Below are 18636 nucleotides of genomic sequence, written 5' to 3'. Positions count from 1 at the left end.
AGGAGACATAAAGGAGAATGAATAAAAAAGAAATTTATCTAATTTTAAGAAGGCGTAAAAACATTAGTCAAATTGAATTATCAAAGGAATTAAATTGTAGTCAAAGTTTAATTAGTCGCTATGAGAAAAATGAATGTGAAATGTCAGAGTACAAGATTAAGAAATATAAACAATACATAGACCAAAAATAATCTAAAACATAGTCAGAAAGTAGAGGTGAAGGCGTGAAAGAAGTAAGAAATTCGTCTTAACCACTCCTTTTATTCAAGTGTGACCGTTTAAGGTAGACAAAAATTCACTTTAAACATAAAGGGTCATGGAATAAAAGGAGCAAGTTAAGCGTCAAACGTAGCACATAAAAGGTAGTGGGAGAGTTTCTCTTTCACAAATATATTATGAACGAACAATTAAAAAGTAAATTCCCAGAATGGTGTTCCGGAAGTGAACATTATGCAACAGTATTAACAAATGATATTGATTCCCTGTTAGGTTGTGCAATCGAGAAAAGAGTTAAAGGTAATAAAATTAATTATTTTTATGACTTTAATGCTATCTATGTTGCGGACAAAAATGACCCTTTGGAGAAGTTAGGAATTGATCTTGCGTGGACAGTTGGTAAAGTATTTGATAATCATGTGACACGTCTAAATAAGAACAATACAATCAATCCAGAATCGGCTAACTTAAACTCAATTTTAGACGTGTCGGGTGATAATTATTTTAAGAAATATGCTATGTCAACAGCAATCCTTATGTGGTCTTATTATGATTTGCCATTACCATCAACCAAACTAGGTAAAATGTTATTATTGAGCGTGGATTCAGGATTTCTAGGTCATTATGATTACCGTTTTAAAAATACCCATAACAAGTATCTTAGAATGTTAGGGTTTGAAGAACTAATTGATTTACTCAACGACACGTCTAAGGAAGAATTTAGAGAAGTCCAAAGTAAATTTATGCTGCACAAAAATATTGAGTTAGATAAAAGTGGTCATTTACAGACAGAATTACCATTATCCCTGTTGTCAGGGGCACTTGAGACGGAATTAGAATTACCTTCATGCACATTCACCTTACAAACGCAATATATAAGCAAGGGTAGACAGGTACAAGGTGATGAAATCGGTAATCTAAGTAAGAATGTGGTTAGTTTTGCATTGACTAACAGAAATTATTATAAATTTACAATAAGTTAAAAGGAGATTTTATCATGATAGTCAAAAATGAAGATTTATTTTATTGTTACAGTCGGAAACTAAGTGATTTTATCTATCATGAATCACATGGGAAAATTACACCTTTGACAATTGCAATCAATCCTAAGAGTGGTCGCACTTTTTCTTTATATAGCAAGTCACCATCTTTACAGGCAGTATTGGATAAGTACAAAGAAGAAAATGGTGGAAAATAGGGTATCAAAAAAAGGTTGATTTTGACCCTAAATTGATATACAATAGAATAGGGTGTCAAAAAAGGACTAAAAATGACCCAAATTTGATACTCTGGGGTATCAAAAAAGGTTCAAAAATGGACTTATTTTGATACGTTTACAATATATACTATTAATACAATATATACTATGTGTAATATTTGTTTCGTTTACACTTTTTAAGTTCAAAAGATAAAGTTCAAAACCATCTTCCACATAAATAAAATTGGTTGTGGTTAGTGTAAAATATTAATTTAAAAGGAGATAATCAGGTAATGGGAAATGGTATTTTAATTTACAATGTGTTTGTTGAAGAAAATGAGGATAATAAGTATAGGTTAAATGTTGAAGAAATGTATTTGTGGTCAGTGTTAAGAAGGTTGATGAATTATAATCAGGAAACAATTACAAGTATCAAGTTTATTGATGAATATACACGTAAATATCTTAATACATACTTCTACAAAAAGGTGTCACCTTCACGTAAACAAATTAAAAATTGTTTGTTATCGTTAGTGGAAAAAGGTGTGATTCACAGTGATTGTGAACCAGAAAAGGATAGTGAAGTGTTTAAGATAACATTTGCAAAACTTAATGGTGGGCATGAGTTTATTCCTTTTTCTACATTCGATAGCATGAACAATACAGCATTTATCTATATTCATTTTGCCATATTGAAATGGAAAGGTACAAAAGAAGGCACATTTAATTGTTCCAATGATCGTTGGACTACTATTCTTGGTGTTGATAGTGAGAATACAGCAAAGAAATATCTGAAACAGTGTGAAGAAGAAGGTTTCTTATATCGTGTTATGGGTGATTATACAAGCGATAAAGCACGTTTTGGTCAAAGTAAGCAAGATATGTATAAGTATAAGACAACACCATTTACAGAAGAAGAAAAGTCCAATATGCAACGTGTGAAGGAAAGAAAAAATAATCCCACACCTGATATTGAGAGTATCGGCAACAGTGACTATCTATTTGACACAGGTAATTGGACAGTAAGGGGTAAGGTAGAATTAACAGTTGATGATTACGTTATCTATCTGGAACATAAAAGGAAAACTGATCCATTGTCCAAAGATTTCGTTGCAGATTGTGATAATAAACGTAAATTTATTATGTCTAAGAATGAAAAGTTTGAACACGTTGATGAAAAGTTGAAGAAACAAGCAGAAGATGAAATTGATGAACGTAAAAGGCAACAAAAAGAGGAAATGGCAGAACAACGTAAACAAGCGAAAATGGATAAAGTTAAAGATGGTCAGATTATTGTTAAAAGGTTGAAATCAGGTGCAACAGACCCATTTGATGATGAAGATGTATATTTAGATGATTTCAACAAAGTAAAGACAGATGATACTATTTATTTTGTAGATTTTAAAGGTGATTTAGACACTATGACAATCGAACAATTGATAACTGGTTGGACAACTGATTTATACCTTGACTATTATAATTATTCTGATGATGTCCAAGAGGAATTGCTACATAAAGCAAAAGAAATAATTTATACACATGGCTATTTTGATGTTGACACCGTTAAAGAAGAATTAAAAAGTGTTCGTAAAGAAATTGCAAATTCCCATAATAGGGATAGGTCATATGATGAAGAACATGAGGGTGACTTGATACATGAAGATCAAGATACACCACCTATCAATTTAAGTTTACGGAAACGTATCAGAACATATCAACCACCAATTAAAATACAATTATAGTCCTAACAAAAGTTAGGGCTTTTTTTATTGTCAAAAACTAATCGAAATAGGAGAGATAATCAATGGAAAATCAAAAAAGTTTTGAAGAAAAAGTAGCAAAAATAGAGGAAGATTTAGTCCAAATATTAAGCAATACAATTGTTTCTAATTATAGGTTGGAGAAAATGGATAAAAAATTAGATGAAATGAATCAATTAGTCACTGAAACAAGAGCAATTGCAAGGGGTGAAGTGTAATGACCTTAGATGAAGCATTAAAGCAAATCAACCCTAAAAAAGAACAATATTTCCGTTGGAAGTTTGACCTTTACTATGACAAGCGTAATCCAAAGAAAACAGAGCAACAGTTGATGGATTATACAGAAGTTAAAACAATGAATAGTTTTATTAGTTGGGAGAAAACACCTGAATATAAAGCATTGTTGCAACTTTATTTAGATTACAAAGCCACACAGGACTTTGAAGAAATATATAATCTTGTTTCCGAACGTGCAAAGGAAAAAGGTGAGGATAAGGACGTAAAACTATTCTTACAGTTGAAAAAGGAAATCAAGGAAAATAACAAGATTGTCAAGCAAATATTTAATAACAGTGATGATGTTGCTGAAGATGATGGGTTGGAATTGGAATAGAAATGGGGTGATTAGATGGTTGCATTAACAACTAAACAGAAACTAAAAAAGATAACTGATTCATTTGAGTTGTTTTCTAAGAATTTTATCAAGATAGTAAACACGCAGAATGAAACAGTACCAATGAAATTAAACCTTGCACAGCAAGAATTGACAGAGTTGATGAATAATAACCGTTACACCATCATCAATAAAGCACGTAGGGCAGGTATATCAACGCTTATGCTTGCCAAAGCAATCTATGAAGCAACTACAAAGGAAAACCAATCTATATTGATCGTGTCATATGAGGGTGATAGTGCTAAAGGTTTATTTAACACATTAAAATTCATGAATGATAACCTTCCCAGAGATAAGTACCCTGATTTATTCAGTAAAACAAGACGTGATAATAAAAATGAATTGCTATTTTGGAATGGCAGCCGAATCATTTCTACCGTTGCAGGATACAAGGATATTGGGCGTGGTTTAAGTATTACATGGGCACATCTAAGTGAGTTTGCGTTCTGGAATGGTAGTCAAGAAGAACAATTATTGTCCATTGAACAGGCACTTGTTGATAAGGGTAGAATCTCAATTGAAACAACGTCAAATGGTATCAGTAACTACTATTACACATTGTACCAGAAGGCAAAACGAGGTAATTCAAAGTATAAGCATTATTTTGTTCCTTGGTTTCACCCATTTTATCGTGAAAGTAAGAAGGGCGAGTATGATGAAGCCGAACAATGGTACAAGGCAAAGTATGGTAAGCGTATGGCTAAGAAGGATTTAGAAGGTGACGAGATCCGTTTACATGAACAGGGTGCAGATTTAAGGCAGTTAATGTGGAGAGATTACAAGTTACAAGATATGAAGATTGAAGAATTTTATCAAGAATATCCATCAAATGATATGGAATCCTTCATTAGTACCAATAAATCAGTATTTGACCAAAACAAAGTGTTAGAGCGTATTAATTACGTTATGCCTGATATTCCATTAAAAGAATTAGATGATGTTCCTGATAGTTTACAGAAATACATAGGTAAAGAATTAAAAATATTCCATAAATACAATCCTAAGACAAAATATTATTATGCAGGAATTGATGTTGCACATGGTAGTGGTAATGGGGATAGTTCCACTTGTACCATCATTGACGAGGAAGGAATAGAAGTTGCTTCACTAGGTACAAATAAATTGCCAGTTTACAAGTTTACTGATGTTGTCTATGACTTGTTGATGTGGTATGCAGAGCCGTTTACAGCAATTGAGCGTAATAACGTGGGTATCGTCCTATTAGAGAAGATGAAAGACGAGAAATTTTATATGAATCTGTATAAAGAAAAACTATTCGATCATAAGGGTTCACGTAAGAGCCAACTAGGATTTACGACAAGCCAATCCAGTAAGCCAATATTATTGGAGAAGTTTAAGGAATCGTTTGAATTAGGACGTATTTTAATCAATGACGTTGAAACGCTTGAACAGATGCAAATTTATCAAAATGTAAGTGGAAAGATGGGTAATAAGCAAGGTGAAGGCAACCATGACGATAAGGTTATCAGTTCTGCCTTAGCCAACTTAGCCAAAGACAGCAATAAGTGGTACATATAATAATTTGAAAGGAATGAGGAAATGGAATTACAAGAGTATATCGGTAATCGTTATGATGGACAGTTTAAGAAATTTATCTTAGATGAAGTAAATAATGTTTCGCAGCAGTCACATATTCGTGAGATTACAAGTATTAAAGAGTATCTTGGTAAAAATCAACATAAGGTGAATACAAGACCAAATGAAACGTTTAATGGTAAAGAGGTAGAAGTAGAAAGGGTTACTTTAAACTATGCTAAGACCATTATTCATTTTGGTGTCAACTTCCTATTAGGTAAGAATCCTGTACAGTTATCAGGTAAAGAGAATGTTGTAAAAGAATTGAATCGTACATATAAGAAGGGTAAATACCACAAGATTGACTATAAAATACTTAATGATTTAATCCGTTATGGTGAAACATTTGAATATGTTTATGTGAAAGATGGGAAGATATTTAGTCAGATTATAGACCCTTCTGAAGCGTTCCCGGTATATGACCCAGAAACGAATGAGATGCTTGCCTTTATACAGTATTATCATAGCGACTATACGGACTTCTATGTCGTGTTTACAGAGGACATTGTATATAAGTATAACAATAGTCAGGGTGAGGATATACAGTTAGTTAATCAACGTCCTAACAATACAGGTTTACCAATCCATTATAAGACAGAGAATGAGAGTGACAGCACACGAGGATACAGTGAGTTGAATGATTATATTGAGATCATTGATAGTATGGAGCACCTGTTAAGTAAGGCAGTAGATGGATACTACCGACACATCATGGGTACACCTGTCATCATTGGACAGAACCTAACTAATGCAGATATACCTAAGCATGGCAATGGTATTGGACTTAGATTAGATGATGACGGTGACTTTAAGTATGTGACCAATCCATTTAGTCATCAAGCATTTAAAGAGTTGTATGGTACATTAAAGAATGCATTGGGTGATATATCAAGTATGCCTAACGTGTTATTGAATGGTGGAAGTACAATCAGTAATGTTGGTGATGTAGCAATAGAGAGTATCTTCTACTTATCATTGATTAAAGCAAACTTAAACAGTAAGTATTTACAAGATGGCTTTGAGGTTAGATTAGACAAGATTAGAAGTGTGTTGGATATGCAAGGTATCGTGTTTGATGATGATGATTATGAAGCGACACAGTTTGTATTCAGTCCAAATATGCCGAAAGATGATAAGCAATTAGTTGAGATCATTGATAAGTTGAAGGGTATTGGTGCAATTAGTACGGAAACTATACTGGATAACGTGTCATTTATTGATAAGGTAAGTGAGATGGAACGATTGGCTAATGAAGGTGTAAATGGAGAGGTAAATGAGGATTAATGCCAGTCACATTATGATGGTTCTGTTATAGCCGATTTGGTGGGAATCAGGATTAGGGAAAAGTGTTGATTTAGTGGGGATAGATGAATAGAATAAAATATGTTGAAATTTTTTCGCCTGTTACGTTAACACTTTAGCGTACTAAAGTATTACACAGGAATCACACAAGAGCCAGTGATGTTTCGGGAGTTCTGTTATACACTTTTTAGGGGAACAACTGTACTATTTTATACCAATGTCTACATAATGATAATTATACGACACATATTTCTAGTTAAAATCAAACTTTTATACAGTATTTTATGCATTAATTAAAGTGGTTACTAATAGTAAATATAGGTTGTATCAATACTACGATACTATGCATACTGACATTGCCTAATCCCTACTATTAGTAATCTACTTATTTAAAGTACAAACTGTGCTGGGCATGGGATACAAGCGTAATGTGAATATTCTGGAGAATACATAATAAAGATTATAGGAAGCAAATTCAACTTTGACTGTATACTCTATGCAATCTATATTTACAACCATTTCACCCCCCTATGCCTTGCCTGCCCCCTAGCATATCAAATTGTGCTCGCCCAGAAAAAATATAGGATATCCATTATATTATATCAACTTTATTAATAATAAAAATAATTGGGTAATACGGATGGCTTAATAGAAATTTATGGTAAAATGGTAACGGCACCTTAGATGATTCAAAAATAATAATCTAATAGGGGTGTTATAATATCATGCTATTTATATTACTAATTGGTATTCCTGCGGTAATAATTTTTGGTATTTACTATGTATTTAAAAAAGATGCTGAAAAGAAGAATTTGAAAACTAATTGGTTCGCTATAATACTGTCCTCTTTACCTATTGTTATTTTCTTTGTATTCTTTTTAGCAATCTATCTACATGGAATGAGCGATAATTTTAGGATTTATGATAATAATCCATCTATAACAGACGATGATTGGTTGAAAGATAATTATGGTGGTACGGATTTTTATCCATAATTAAAGAATGGCGAATAACATTTACAGAAGAAGAGTATCAAGAAATTAAAAAGAAAATAGATGCAATTCATGAATCACTAAAATAAGTGATTCTTTTTTATTGCCATAAAGAGGAGTGATTAAATGAACAATATACAACGTCTTGAAATGGAAACAAAAGGTATCACATTAGATCAATCTGAATTGGTTGTCTACTTAGAAGAAAATGACTTGTCTCCACATCAAGAATACAATGCTCAATCACATACAAATAAGCGTAATATTTATAAATCTGCATTATCTGTATTGGAATCAATTGCTAACTCACCATCTACACTTAAAAATATTAAGCATGAGGATATGACTGTATCAGATTTTGCTACTAATATTCAAAACAGGATTAACCAATTAGAATATAAAATACGCAAATTAAAAACAGATGAACAAGCATCACTTAACTCAAATACATTTATGTTGTTTGATAAATAAGGTGTTAAATTTAACATGATTTTTTAGTCATTCCTTATTTCCTGACAATTCCCCTTATTTCCTGTAGAAAGATTGATGTAGCACCTTCTTTCCTATTTTCCCTTTTTCTCAAATGGCTAAAATACCCCTAAAAATGGCTAATTTACTATATGTCGATCATGGGAAAATAGGGTGCTATGGCTATCAGAAAAAGGGGGTGATTTTAACACTTTTTTATTTTTAACAGAAAGGAGAAATGCAAATGTTCACAGAAGATTTTAACCAATTGATTCAGGAGTTTGGTGTACCAATAAGATTAAATATAGAAACTGTAACAAGAAAGGCAATTTTAACCAATTCAAAGGTATCTGATTCACTTCCAAATTTTGATGATAAGAGTATCCACACTAATTTTAAAATTAAACGTGGAGATGTGATTGCTTACGAAGGCGTAAAGTACCTTATTATAACTGATATTCAAAGCAAACGTTCTTATGAGTATAAGGCAACTATTCGTCCAATGACTAATACATTTACTTATACGTATTATTCTGACGGATACTATGAAGAAGTTGATAGACATGGCAGCCCGATATGGATTATTGAACCCGGAGAGTTGACAGAAGAATTGCCATGTGTAGCATTCCAAGAAGGTAGTCCAACATTGACAAGTGGTCAAATCGTCATGCCAGAAACACGTATCAAGATTATCATGCCTGATAATGAAGTTACAGCATTGATTGCTATGACAAGTGAACATTCTATTATCAATCATAATTATCGTGTAGTTGATATTAATTTGCTTCAATCAGGATTACGGATATTTACCATGGAATGGGTAGCACAATCTGCCTAAAAACATATGACAAAACCCTTGAATAACCAAGACAAGTTTGCTATATTAGAATTAATTACATAGAAAAAAGTCAGTTATATTAAGGGTTTGAGCGTATCCGCACTCACCGGTTAAAGTAATTATTATACCTACTAATGAAGAAGTAATGATTGCAAGGGATACGGTACGTTTAAGCAAATAATGAAAAAAGAAGGTCCTTGCCGCATATGCGAGCAAGGCCTTTTTTAAATATGAGGAGAAAAAGAAGGGGTTCACTGTCTGCTGCAACAAAAGACACAGCCGATTTGATGCTGGAGGCTAGATGGAGCATGAATTATGAATGGAAGCTGATCCATCAGCGCCATGGAACAGCCACAGCACTGCAGGTTTTCCTGCAGCGCTGATCTTACCATTAACGGACGACCAGAACATCACAGGATGCATACCTTATAATGTTTTCGGAGATACTGCCAATAAGGAAACGTTCTACTGCATTCATTCCAGTAGCACCGCAAATAATCAGATCTGATTGGAAGTTATCAGCAATATCTTTAGCGATTTTAACTTTAGGGGAACCATATTCTACACATCTTACCAAATTATTTAATCCGGCAGCTTTTGCATTATCCACATAAGAATCAAGTAATTCTGCCGCATATTCCTCCGATCTTTCGGAAAGTGTACGATCATATGCCTCGGCAGTGGCAAATGTGCGAGAATCAATCACGTGCGCAAGAATCAGACGGGCTTGGTTTCGCTTAGCGATATCCAAGGATTTTTGAAAAGCCTTTTCAGCAGCCTCTGAACCATCTACTGCAACAAGAATGTTTTTATATTCCATATATATCTCCCCTTTCACTACTATTATATACCCTATATCACAACCCAACAATCCAGAATTGGCAATATTTTTAACATCATCCCAACAGAAAAATGGACATAATACTTGTATGGAGGTGATGAATGTTGTCTAAAAAAGAAGGGAAAATACGCAACTTTTTTGAAGATGACAAAGGTGTTGACGCAGTACGCAACCAATTGATTGAAAGCTATCAAAGCGGTGTTGTCGAACAGCTGCATAACAACAAGAACATCCATACCTTCAATAACCGCAAAAATTGAACAGAAAACAAAGCTTCATCCTAAACAGGGAGAATTCTCCCTGTTTATTTTATGGTGCTTTTTGCAAAATCATCTGATACAATTAAATTGCAAATATCTTCAAATGTTCCGAATACATATACAGGCTTAGGGGAGGCAATAGAATGAGAATAGGAATACCTAAAGAAATCATGAACAATGAGAACAGGGTTGCAATGGCTCCATCTGGTGTGCAGACATTGAAGGACGCTGGACATGAGGTTTACGTAGAGAAAGATGCTGGCCTTGGTTCCAATTTTACAGACGAGCAGTATGAAGCGGCAGGAGCATTCATTGTTGACAGCCCAAAAGAAGCCTGGTCACAGGAAATGGTGATGAAAGTAAAAGAACCATTACATGAGGAATTTAAATACTTCTATGAGGGCCAGATTTTATTTACATATTTGCATCTAGCTAATGAACCTGAAGTGACAAAAGCACTAATCGAGAAGAAGGTGGTTGGAATTGCCTATGAGACGGTTCAGCTTCCTAACCGTTCGCTCCCCCTCTTGACTCCAATGAGTGAAGTTGCAGGAAGGATGGCAACGCAAATCGGTGCTCAATTCCTTGAAAAACCAAAAGGTGGAAAAGGAATCATTCTCTCGGGTATTCCGGGAGTCAAACGGGGCAAGGTAACGATTATCGGTGGTGGTGTTGTCGGAACGAATGCGGCTAAAGTGGCAATCGGACTCGGAGCCGATGTTACAATCATTGATTTGAACCCGGATCGGTTACGGCAGCTGGATGATATATTCGGCTCATCCATCAATACGTTAATTTCCAATTCACTCAATATCCAGGAGGCTGTAGAAGAATCGGATCTTGTTATCGGTTCTGTATTGATTCCGGGAGCGAGAGCACCGAAACTGGTAACGGAAGAAATGGTGACAAAGATGTCTGAAGGCTCAGTTGTTGTGGATGTTGCGATCGACCAGGGAGGAAACTTCGCCACCAGTGACCGGATTACCACGCATGATGACCCAACATTTACAAAACACGGTGTGCTGCATTATACGGTAGCCAATATGCCAGGTGCTGTACCGCGGACATCAACGATTGGACTCACTAATGTGACGGTTCCATATGCACTGCAATTGGCTAATAAAGGCTATAGGCAAGCGTGTTTGGACAATGAAGCATTACTGAAAGGGATCAATACACTTGATGGTTATGTAACCTATCAGGCTGTAGCTGACGCACATGGGCTGGCATTTGCTGATGCAAATGTATTATTGCGTAAATAATAGCCATAAAGAAAGAGCACTCCGGAGTGCTCTTTCTTTGTCAGTCAATAATCTGTAATTCCTTAGGATAGGCAGTCATTACTTCTGCGCCTTTGTCTGTCATAAAAATCATATCCTCAATCCGGACCCCGCCGATATTCGGCACGTAGATGCCTGGTTCAATCGTATAGCACATGCCTGGTTTAAGAGCGAGCTCATTATTGCTGTGCATGGACGGATATTCATGTGTTTCAATCCCGAGACCGTGCCCGATTCGGTGTGTGAAGTATTCACCGTAGCCTGCTTTTCCAATAATATCACGTGCTGTGAAATCAATCTGTCCGACAGCTGTCTTTGGAACAGAAGCGTTGATGGCGCGAAGTTCTGCTTCCAGAACCGTCTCATAGATTGTTTTCTGTTCATCAGTAATCGATTTAAAGGCAACGGTTCTGGTAATATCTGAACAATAGCCCTCAAAGATGACACCTAGGTCGAATAAGACAAGGTCTCCAGGTTTGACTCCGATTGTTGATGGTGTTCCATGCGGAGAGGCTGTTTTTGCACCGGCAAGTGCCATCGTATTAAATGACATTTCCTGCACACCCTGTTTCTTCAGCTCATATTCAATCTTTGCGATAAGTTCAAGCTCGGTCACACCTTCAGCAATGGCCATGACTCCTGTTTCGATACCGAAATCAGCAAGTGCTGCTGCTTGTTTTAGAAGTGTATATTCTTTCTTGTTTTTCACGACACGCAAATCAGCAAGTATTTCTTTTGCATCGAAAATAGCTGTGTTCGGAAGTATCCGTTTAATTGCTTCAAAGCGTTCCAGTGTTATGTGATCATGTTCAAGTCCGATTGATTGTGGAACCTTATCGTTCTTATTCAAATAGTCAAGCAGCAGCTGCCATGGGTCCTCGTGATCATAGTAGCTGATTATCGCTCCAGACCATCCTGCCGCCTTCGCATCTTCTGCTTCCATCTTTGGAACCACCATGATCGGGTCAAGGTTGTTGCTTACATAAACGGCAATCACACGCTCGTGCGGATCTGTATAATAGTTGCTCACATAATAAAAGTTTGCCTTTGATGTAACGAGTGCACTATCCAGGTTATTTTTCTTAAGCTGTTCGGATAAATTTTCAATTCGGGAGTTCATACGTGTCCACCTCATCTTTTTATACTACAATAAGTATAACAAATGAATGAATTATTTCATCCTTTAAAGTTTTTTCAGTTTACTTGAAACCTTTTTCAGTGTAAACCGTATTACCTAGGGAAACATAGAAATTGCATGATGGGCGAGGTGAACAAATGGGTCTGTTTTCCAGTATTTTTTCTAAGAAAGATAACAAGCCGGTTCCAAAAGATAGAACACCATTATCGATCAAGGTCGGCGATATCCTTACTTATGACCTGAGGGATTTTGAGGTAGTGGGAAAAATAACGTATCGTGATGGCGGCTATGAATGGTTTGCCTATCAGTTATTGGAAGGCAATGATACACTCTGGCTATCGGCTGAAATGGATGATGAACTTGAACTTGGCATCTATAAGAAGATTCAGCTGCCGGTGTCAGCACCATATCCAAAGCAATTAGAGTATGAGAACAAGACCTTCCATCTGGATGAACAAGGTACAGCCAGAATTATCGGGGAAGGAAGAAACGCTAATCTGCAAGGGCTGGAGAGCCATTATGCTGAATATGCAGATGAGGGCGAGGAAAGATTTATCAGCCTGGAATCGTGGGGGACGGAAGTGGAAGCAAGCATCGGTTATTCCATCGCGGCATATGAGATTAAGATTATAGCAGGTTCATTTTAAAATTAAAATTATTTAGGAGGAGATTATATGTTTAAGTTTTTTGGACGTTTGAAGACAGTAGTAAGCTCAGAATTAAATTCCATGCTGGATAAGGCAGAAGATCCGGTGAAAATGCTGGATCAGTTCATGCGCGATATGGGTGAAGATATCCGAGAAGTAGAGGGTGCTGTAGCAAAGCAGATTGCCAATGAAAAAATGCTAAAGCGTAAAGCCAATGATGCACTTGCTTTAGTGGAGAAGAGGCAGAAACAAGCTGAACAGGCCATTGAAGCAGGAAATGACGACCTGGCAAAACGTGCACTGCAGGATAAGAAAGATCATGAAGCAACTGCTGCAACATTAAATGAGTCATGGGAACGTGCAAAAAGCGACGCTGATATGCTTCGCAGTAAATTGGATGAAATGAAAAAGGAATACCAGGAAATGAAATTGAAAAAGGATTCGCTGAAAGCACGTGCAGAGTCTGCAAAAACAAGAACAAAAATGAATCGAACCATGTCTTCGATTGGGAACGATGCTTCCAAACAGGGATTTGAACGAATGGAAGAAAAAGTAATGCAGTTTGAAGCAGAAGCAGATACAAGCGAGGACCTTTCACAGGCAAGCAGAACCTTAGATGATGAATTTGAGGATCTGACTAAAAATGATGTCGATGATGAACTGGCAGCATTGAAAGCTAAAATGGGTAAATAAGCAATCAATATTTGAATGGGGGCAGTTTGCTAACTGCTCCCGAATTTTTCATGGGAGAGGGGGATATCGTTGCCAAAAAGATGGATGTTACTTATTGGATTTTTACTAATGGTCTTCGTGTTAAGTGCTTGCTCATCCCCTTTTACAAGTGGTGTCAATCGAGGAATGGATCAAGAAATAACAATTACGGCAGAAGATGTGCCAGAAGAGCTTCCGGCAGATGAAATCATTTCATCGATACAAGCTAGTCCAAGTGACCAGATTGATGCAATCATTGCAAGTCATTTTTCATTAATGGACACGGTTGCTGGCGAAGAGAGCACGGCGCAGATTTATGCTACAGCACAATTCGAACTTGAAGAGCTTGCAAGTGTCATTACTTCAGCTGCAGAGCCCGAAGAAACAAGTGAGGTTGTCGATAATCAGCAAATATTTATCTATCCTGGCTACTTCGTTACATTAAAACCAAGTGAAGATGATAAAAATGTGCTGTTGATTGAAGTCGCTGAGGAAGCATTTGTGGAAAGAAATTATTCCCCAAGTTTCTTGAGTACATATTTTACAATCCGGATGCTCGATAGTCTATTCGGCAACAATTGGAGCAGCAGCATGTCCCGTACATGTCAGACAGCAGACTGTTATGGAGGGTATACCGGCAAAACGTCCGGTAGTGGAATGGGAACGCCAAATCGTGGCAGCACTACTTTTCGTGGTGGTGGCCCAGGTACAGGAAAATAAAGGAGGATGAATGAATGGAAGCATACATAGCGACAATAGCTTATTTTGTTATTTCGATTGTGGTCGTATTAATCGGACTGCTTATTTTCGAAAATTTAACCCGTAAGTATAAGGATATGGAAGAAATTAAAAATGGTAATGTGGCGGTGGCATTATCGATTGCCGGAAAGGTTATCGGCATTTGTATCATTCTTGCATTTGCAATCTACCATAGCCTATATATCTATGAAACATTGATATGGGGAGCGTTCGGAGTTGTTTTACAGATGATTGCCTACTTATTGTTTGATGTATTCACCCGCAAATTCTCTGTAGAGGAACAGCTGAAGGATAATAATGTGGCTGTAGGAATCATGTCGATGAGTGTGTCAATCGGATTGGCATTTGTAATTGGTGCATCGATTACATAATTTGTTAAGAAAAGCGGCTGGGCAAATACCCGGCCGCGTTATTTTTAGTCTGTATAAGCGGTTTTAAAGCAATTCTTATTTATTCTGTTTATATGCTCTGCCATTTATCTAAAGAAGTCATGTTGTGGGAATCCCACTGCGGAAATACACTGCGCTTTCCGCGGGCTCGCACTAAGCCAGGGTACGACTTGCGATTGCTTCCTTGTTCCCTTGCACCGAGGAAGCATACTGCGAAGCGTTACTGGCAGACGCAGGTGCCAAAAAGCCAAAGTGAATTTCCTCATTACTATGCTGCTATGTCCATTTATAGAAATTATAATGGGAAATCATCACTCCGGAAATACACTGCGCTTTCCGCGGGCTCGCGATGAGCCTCCTCACTCGCAAAAAACGCTCCCTGTGGGGTCTCATCGTCTTCGCTTTCCCGCTGGAGTCTCCGTGTATTTCCTCCGCTATGATTTAGCTTTCTGAATCGAATTACTGTTATTCAATTATTAAGCTGAGGATTGGAGCGCAGGGCAGTCGACTCCTGCGGGAAAAGCAGCGGCTGAAGATCCCGCAGGAAGCCGGGCTTGCTTCTGAGGAAGCTGAAGCGGTGCCCGCGGAAAGCGACTGCCCGGAGCGGAAATCGGCCGTAGCAGTTATCGGGTTTATTGAGTTTTATTCTTATTCGATTGTATTATAATAAATCCATAAATAACCAAGGAGGTCTGGCGGGAAAAGCCAACAGCTGAAGATCCCGGGCTTGCTTTTGAGGAAGCTGAAGCGGTGCCCGCGGAAAGCGACTGCCCGGAGCGGAAATCGGCTGTAGCAGTTATCGGGTTTACTAACTGCCTTCTTTATTAGATAAATTTATAAATAATTTTAGATCGCTGATAGAAACCAGGGAAGTACAGCACGCTGGAAGCCGGGTTTGCTTCCGAGGAAGCTGAAAGCGCCCGCCGCGGAAATCGACAATTGCTTGTACGTCGAGGTTTCTATCAACTGCAAATTAAAAATAACACAATAAAAGTTACGAAAAGTGCTTAGGCTTAAGACGGAGTGAGAGAGATGAATGAAGTAGCAATTAGAAAGAGCAATATAATTTACTGGTCTTCAGGAATTGTATCCATTTGCGGGATTATATTTGAAGTCTTGTTCGGTGCATTGGGGTCCTATATTCTAGGTGATGGCATTACCCAATATACACTTACCATTTCCCTGTTTTTAACTGGTATGGGCATAGGGGCAAGCCTAAGTGAAAAGGTAATGAAAAATCTTATCCTTGCTTTTGTCTGGATCGAATTCGGCGTTGCCATTATTGGCGGCTTTTCCAGCTTTACAATGTTTGGAATCACGGCCTTTGCTCCAGCGGGATCAGATGCCTCGTTTTTATACCTGATTACCATTTTGGTCGGGGCGCTGACAGGATTTGAATTGCCGATATTGATTCGCAAAGCAAATGATATCGGTGTTGAATTGAATCGAAGTACGGCACGTGTACTGTTTTCTGATTATGCCGGTGGTCTGATTGGCGGGCTTTTATTTGCATTTCTTCTGCGTCCCCACCTAGGAATGGTGAAATCAGCCTTCTTGGTCGGCTGTATCAATGTGACAGTAGCACTTGTCGTTCTATGGCTGTTCCGTAAAGAAATCCGCCACTTCATTATCCATGCTATGACAGGACTGATAATCTTTATCCTGCTGATGATCGGTTTGTTTTTCGGTGAGGCAGCAGCTTTCAGTTTTGAACAAAAGATGTATAACGATCCAATAATCCATATGGAGGAAAGCAGTTATCAAAAAATAACAGTAACACAGGATGAAAAGGAAGAGGATGTCCGTCTTTACTTAAATGGTTCGCTCCAGTTCAGCTCGACAGATGAGTATCGCTATCATGAGGTACTTGTCCTTCCAACTATGGCTCAGGCTGAAAATCAGCAAAATGTGCTGATTCTCGGAGGTGGGGATGGGATTGCTGCAAAGGAAGTTCTGAAACATAAGGATGTTGAACAGATAACACTGGTAGATCTGGATCCTGCTGTTGTGGAGCTGGCAAATGAAAATAAGGAAATAAGGAAACTAAATCAGGACTCACTGAAAGATGACAAGGTAGAAGTGAAGAACATGGATGCCTTTCAGTATCTGGAAGAAACCGATCAATGGTTTGACGTCATCCTTGTTGATTTGCCAGACCCGAATAATGAGAGTTTAAATAAACTCTATACAAAAGAGTTCTATTCATTGGTAAGAAATCATCTTCTGCCAGGCGGAGCAGCAATGATTCAAGCGACAAGCCCGGTCTTTGCTACAGAAGTATATTGGACAATTTCCGAAACAGTAGCTTCAACAGGACTGAATACGGAGAACCTCCATGTGGATGTTCCAAGCTTTGGAAATTGGGGGTTCGTGATGGCAAGCCGGGATGAAATCACGCTTGATCAATTGGAAATCAATGTACCGGCCCGGTTCCTGACAAGTGATATGCTTTCCAGCCTGACAAGCTTCGGGAAAGATGAGGATAAAGAGATTACAGATGCCGACGGGAATTCCGCTATATTAAAACCCAACACATTAATTGACCCGCACTTGATCCCAATTTACGAACGTGCGTGGAAAAATTACTGAGAACAGGCATAGGAGAAAGGATTCAGTACCAGAATTCTGCATCTTAAAGCCATTGTTTTCTAGGAATGCCGGAGTCCCTGCTTGCTGAGAGATTGAAGTAAATTTCCGAAGTGCGGATACCGATTTTCTTCCAATTACATAACAGGTTGAGTGTCTAAAAACACTGCTTTCAGTGAAGTGTATTTTAAAAAATGCCAAAAAGGGTAAAGGAATTATATAGGCTTTGTCGAATAGATAAAGTAAATACTTACTTGAGGGAGAGATGAAAGTGAAGATTTCTTATCATGGACATTCGGTGGTCAAAGTGGTTACAAAGAGTCACACCATCCTAATTGATCCGTTTATTTCTGACAATGAGTTATGTGACCTTGATGCGGATACAGTGGAGGCGGATGTGATTCTGCTTACACATGGGCATAATGATCATGTCGGAGACACAATGGAGATTGCGAAAAGAAATGAAGCACTTGTAATTGCGCCAAACGAACTTGCTGTCTACCTGGGTGGCAAAGGAGTTGTGACACACCCAATGCATATCGGTGGAGCACATGAATTTGACTTTGGCAAGGTGAAATTTACACAGGCATTCCACGGCTCTTCATATACTGAAGAGGATGGGACAGTAATTTATGGCGGAATGCCAGGGGGTATTTTACTGACTGTCGAAGGAAAAACGATTTATCATGTCGGTGATACCGCCTTGTTTTCAGATTTGAAAATGTATGGGGACATGCATGACATTGAAGTAGCATTCATCCCAATCGGCGATAACTTCACAATGGGACCCGAAGATGCGCTAGTTGCTGCAGATTGGATTAACGCCAACGTATCTGTTCCGGTCCATTACAATACATTTGAAGTGATCACACAAGATCCGAAATCCTGGGCTGATAAAGTGCAGACGGGTGAAGGAAGAGCAATGGAAATTGGAGAAACAATGGAAATATAATAGATGGAGAGCAGCAGCATGGATCGTAAC

Annotated in this window: 22 protein-coding genes; 20 read left to right on the top strand and 2 right to left on the bottom strand. The window is 37.6% G+C overall.

Going from position 1 to position 18636, the window contains the following annotated elements; genetic code table 11:
* Positions 1-17 precede the first annotated feature (17 nt).
* The 12 genes from OMHG_RS12335 to OMHG_RS18370 all read left to right on the top strand — a co-directional run bounded on the left by OMHG_RS12335 (position 18) and on the right by OMHG_RS18370 (position 9426).
* Positions 18-191, top strand: a complete 174-nt coding sequence (locus tag OMHG_RS12335) for a helix-turn-helix domain-containing protein (protein WP_010651178.1) — start codon at positions 18-20, stop codon at positions 189-191.
* 204 nt (positions 192-395) lie between these two features.
* Positions 396-1199 (top strand): hypothetical protein, encoded by an 804-nt coding sequence (locus OMHG_RS12330; RefSeq protein WP_044476972.1) that lies wholly within the window; start codon positions 396-398, stop codon positions 1197-1199.
* Positions 1200-1213: 14 nt separating this feature from the next.
* Positions 1214-1414 carry a hypothetical protein gene (locus tag OMHG_RS12325; RefSeq protein ID WP_010651176.1) on the top strand — a complete coding sequence of 67 codons (201 nt, stop codon included), beginning with the start codon at positions 1214-1216 and terminating at the stop codon, positions 1412-1414.
* A gap of 293 nt (positions 1415-1707) precedes the next feature.
* On the top strand, positions 1708-3156 hold the full coding sequence (locus OMHG_RS12320) for a hypothetical protein (RefSeq protein ID WP_010651175.1): 1449 nt from the start codon (positions 1708-1710) through the stop codon (positions 3154-3156).
* A gap of 62 nt (positions 3157-3218) precedes the next feature.
* Positions 3219-3392 (top strand): hypothetical protein, encoded by a 174-nt coding sequence (locus OMHG_RS18375; RefSeq protein ID WP_154648236.1) that lies wholly within the window; start codon positions 3219-3221, stop codon positions 3390-3392.
* Complete coding sequence (locus OMHG_RS12315; protein WP_010651174.1) at positions 3392-3787, top strand: hypothetical protein; 396 nt, start codon at positions 3392-3394, stop codon at positions 3785-3787. Before OMHG_RS18375 ends, OMHG_RS12315 begins: the two co-directional genes overlap by 1 nt.
* Before the next feature lie 15 nt (positions 3788-3802).
* The gene (locus OMHG_RS12310; protein ID WP_010651173.1) at positions 3803-5386 is read left to right on the top strand and encodes a terminase large subunit; all 1584 of its coding nucleotides are present in this window, start codon (positions 3803-3805) and stop codon (positions 5384-5386) included.
* A 21-nt stretch (positions 5387-5407) separates the two neighbouring features.
* Positions 5408-6727: a phage portal protein gene (locus tag OMHG_RS12305; RefSeq protein WP_010651172.1), complete on the top strand. Its 1320-nt coding sequence runs from the start codon at positions 5408-5410 to the stop codon at positions 6725-6727.
* A gap of 743 nt (positions 6728-7470) precedes the next feature.
* Entirely contained in the window at positions 7471-7740 is a 270-nt protein-coding gene (locus OMHG_RS12300) for a hypothetical protein (protein WP_010651171.1), read from the top strand.
* Between the two features lie 123 nt (positions 7741-7863).
* Positions 7864-8208, top strand: coding sequence for a hypothetical protein (locus OMHG_RS12295; RefSeq protein WP_010651170.1), 345 nt, complete (start codon positions 7864-7866; stop codon positions 8206-8208).
* Positions 8209-8449: 241 nt separating this feature from the next.
* The gene (locus tag OMHG_RS12290; RefSeq protein WP_010651169.1) at positions 8450-9043 is read left to right on the top strand and encodes a hypothetical protein; all 594 of its coding nucleotides are present in this window, start codon (positions 8450-8452) and stop codon (positions 9041-9043) included.
* Positions 9044-9273: 230 nt separating this feature from the next.
* Positions 9274-9426: a hypothetical protein gene (locus OMHG_RS18370; RefSeq protein ID WP_154648235.1), complete on the top strand. Its 153-nt coding sequence runs from the start codon at positions 9274-9276 to the stop codon at positions 9424-9426.
* Between the two features lie 8 nt (positions 9427-9434).
* Here the strand turns inward: OMHG_RS18370 and OMHG_RS12285 are convergent, their stop codons facing one another.
* Positions 9435-9863 carry a universal stress protein gene (locus OMHG_RS12285; protein WP_010651168.1) on the bottom strand — a complete coding sequence of 143 codons (429 nt, stop codon included), beginning with the start codon at positions 9861-9863 and terminating at the stop codon, positions 9435-9437.
* 125 nt (positions 9864-9988) lie between these two features.
* Here OMHG_RS12285 and OMHG_RS18775 point away from each other — a divergent pair, with 125 nt between their 5' ends.
* Both OMHG_RS18775 and ald read left to right on the top strand, forming a co-directional pair.
* Positions 9989-10144: a hypothetical protein gene (locus OMHG_RS18775; protein WP_202594347.1), complete on the top strand. Its 156-nt coding sequence runs from the start codon at positions 9989-9991 to the stop codon at positions 10142-10144.
* A gap of 143 nt (positions 10145-10287) precedes the next feature.
* Positions 10288-11406: an alanine dehydrogenase gene (gene ald, locus OMHG_RS12280; protein WP_010651166.1), complete on the top strand. Its 1119-nt coding sequence runs from the start codon at positions 10288-10290 to the stop codon at positions 11404-11406.
* Positions 11407-11446: 40 nt separating this feature from the next.
* On the opposite strand, the gene OMHG_RS12275 is transcribed toward ald, so the two are convergent.
* Positions 11447-12544: a M24 family metallopeptidase gene (locus OMHG_RS12275; RefSeq protein WP_010651165.1), complete on the bottom strand. Its 1098-nt coding sequence runs from the start codon at positions 12542-12544 to the stop codon at positions 11447-11449.
* A gap of 155 nt (positions 12545-12699) precedes the next feature.
* Here OMHG_RS12275 and OMHG_RS12270 point away from each other — a divergent pair, with 155 nt between their 5' ends.
* The 6 genes from OMHG_RS12270 (at position 12700) to OMHG_RS12245 (ending at position 18606) form a co-directional block, all read left to right on the top strand.
* A complete protein-coding gene (locus tag OMHG_RS12270) occupies positions 12700-13209 on the top strand; it encodes a DUF4178 domain-containing protein (RefSeq protein WP_010651164.1) in 510 nt (169 codons plus the stop codon).
* A 27-nt stretch (positions 13210-13236) separates the two neighbouring features.
* Positions 13237-13902, top strand: a complete 666-nt coding sequence (locus OMHG_RS12265; protein WP_010651163.1) for a PspA/IM30 family protein — start codon at positions 13237-13239, stop codon at positions 13900-13902.
* A gap of 69 nt (positions 13903-13971) precedes the next feature.
* The gene (locus OMHG_RS12260; RefSeq protein ID WP_010651162.1) at positions 13972-14640 is read left to right on the top strand and encodes a DUF4247 domain-containing protein; all 669 of its coding nucleotides are present in this window, start codon (positions 13972-13974) and stop codon (positions 14638-14640) included.
* A 14-nt stretch (positions 14641-14654) separates the two neighbouring features.
* Positions 14655-15050, top strand: coding sequence for a DUF350 domain-containing protein (locus OMHG_RS12255; RefSeq protein WP_010651161.1), 396 nt, complete (start codon positions 14655-14657; stop codon positions 15048-15050).
* 1050 nt (positions 15051-16100) lie between these two features.
* Positions 16101-17657, top strand: a complete 1557-nt coding sequence (locus OMHG_RS12250) for a polyamine aminopropyltransferase (protein ID WP_010651160.1) — start codon at positions 16101-16103, stop codon at positions 17655-17657.
* 268 nt (positions 17658-17925) lie between these two features.
* The gene (locus OMHG_RS12245) at positions 17926-18606 is read left to right on the top strand and encodes a metal-dependent hydrolase (RefSeq protein WP_010651159.1); all 681 of its coding nucleotides are present in this window, start codon (positions 17926-17928) and stop codon (positions 18604-18606) included.
* Positions 18607-18636 lie beyond the last annotated feature (30 nt).

It is taken from the genome of Oceanobacillus massiliensis str. N'diop (assembly GCF_000285495.1).
Taxonomy (GTDB): domain Bacteria; phylum Bacillota; class Bacilli; order Bacillales; family Amphibacillaceae; genus Oceanobacillus; species Oceanobacillus massiliensis.
Note: the sequence above shows the minus strand (reverse complement) of the source record. Positions and strands in the feature narration are given on the sequence as shown.

Coding starts and splice junctions, on each gene's coding strand:
- OMHG_RS12335 (WP_010651178.1), top strand. CDS start 18: ATGAATAAAAAAGAAATTTATCTAATTTTAAGAAGGCGTAAAAACATT.
- OMHG_RS12330 (WP_044476972.1), top strand. CDS start 396: ATGAACGAACAATTAAAAAGTAAATTCCCAGAATGGTGTTCCGGAAGT.
- OMHG_RS12325 (WP_010651176.1), top strand. CDS start 1,214: ATGATAGTCAAAAATGAAGATTTATTTTATTGTTACAGTCGGAAACTA.
- OMHG_RS12320 (WP_010651175.1), top strand. CDS start 1,708: ATGGGAAATGGTATTTTAATTTACAATGTGTTTGTTGAAGAAAATGAG.
- OMHG_RS18375 (WP_154648236.1), top strand. CDS start 3,219: ATGGAAAATCAAAAAAGTTTTGAAGAAAAAGTAGCAAAAATAGAGGAA.
- OMHG_RS12315 (WP_010651174.1), top strand. CDS start 3,392: ATGACCTTAGATGAAGCATTAAAGCAAATCAACCCTAAAAAAGAACAA.
- OMHG_RS12310 (WP_010651173.1), top strand. CDS start 3,803: ATGGTTGCATTAACAACTAAACAGAAACTAAAAAAGATAACTGATTCA.
- OMHG_RS12305 (WP_010651172.1), top strand. CDS start 5,408: ATGGAATTACAAGAGTATATCGGTAATCGTTATGATGGACAGTTTAAG.
- OMHG_RS12300 (WP_010651171.1), top strand. CDS start 7,471: ATGCTATTTATATTACTAATTGGTATTCCTGCGGTAATAATTTTTGGT.
- OMHG_RS12295 (WP_010651170.1), top strand. CDS start 7,864: ATGAACAATATACAACGTCTTGAAATGGAAACAAAAGGTATCACATTA.
- OMHG_RS12290 (WP_010651169.1), top strand. CDS start 8,450: ATGTTCACAGAAGATTTTAACCAATTGATTCAGGAGTTTGGTGTACCA.
- OMHG_RS18370 (WP_154648235.1), top strand. CDS start 9,274: ATGAGGAGAAAAAGAAGGGGTTCACTGTCTGCTGCAACAAAAGACACA.
- OMHG_RS12285 (WP_010651168.1), bottom strand. CDS start 9,863: ATGGAATATAAAAACATTCTTGTTGCAGTAGATGGTTCAGAGGCTGCT.
- ald (WP_010651166.1), top strand. CDS start 10,288: ATGAGAATAGGAATACCTAAAGAAATCATGAACAATGAGAACAGGGTT.
- OMHG_RS12275 (WP_010651165.1), bottom strand. CDS start 12,544: ATGAACTCCCGAATTGAAAATTTATCCGAACAGCTTAAGAAAAATAAC.
- OMHG_RS12270 (WP_010651164.1), top strand. CDS start 12,700: ATGGGTCTGTTTTCCAGTATTTTTTCTAAGAAAGATAACAAGCCGGTT.
- OMHG_RS12265 (WP_010651163.1), top strand. CDS start 13,237: ATGTTTAAGTTTTTTGGACGTTTGAAGACAGTAGTAAGCTCAGAATTA.
- OMHG_RS12255 (WP_010651161.1), top strand. CDS start 14,655: ATGGAAGCATACATAGCGACAATAGCTTATTTTGTTATTTCGATTGTG.
- OMHG_RS12250 (WP_010651160.1), top strand. CDS start 16,101: ATGAATGAAGTAGCAATTAGAAAGAGCAATATAATTTACTGGTCTTCA.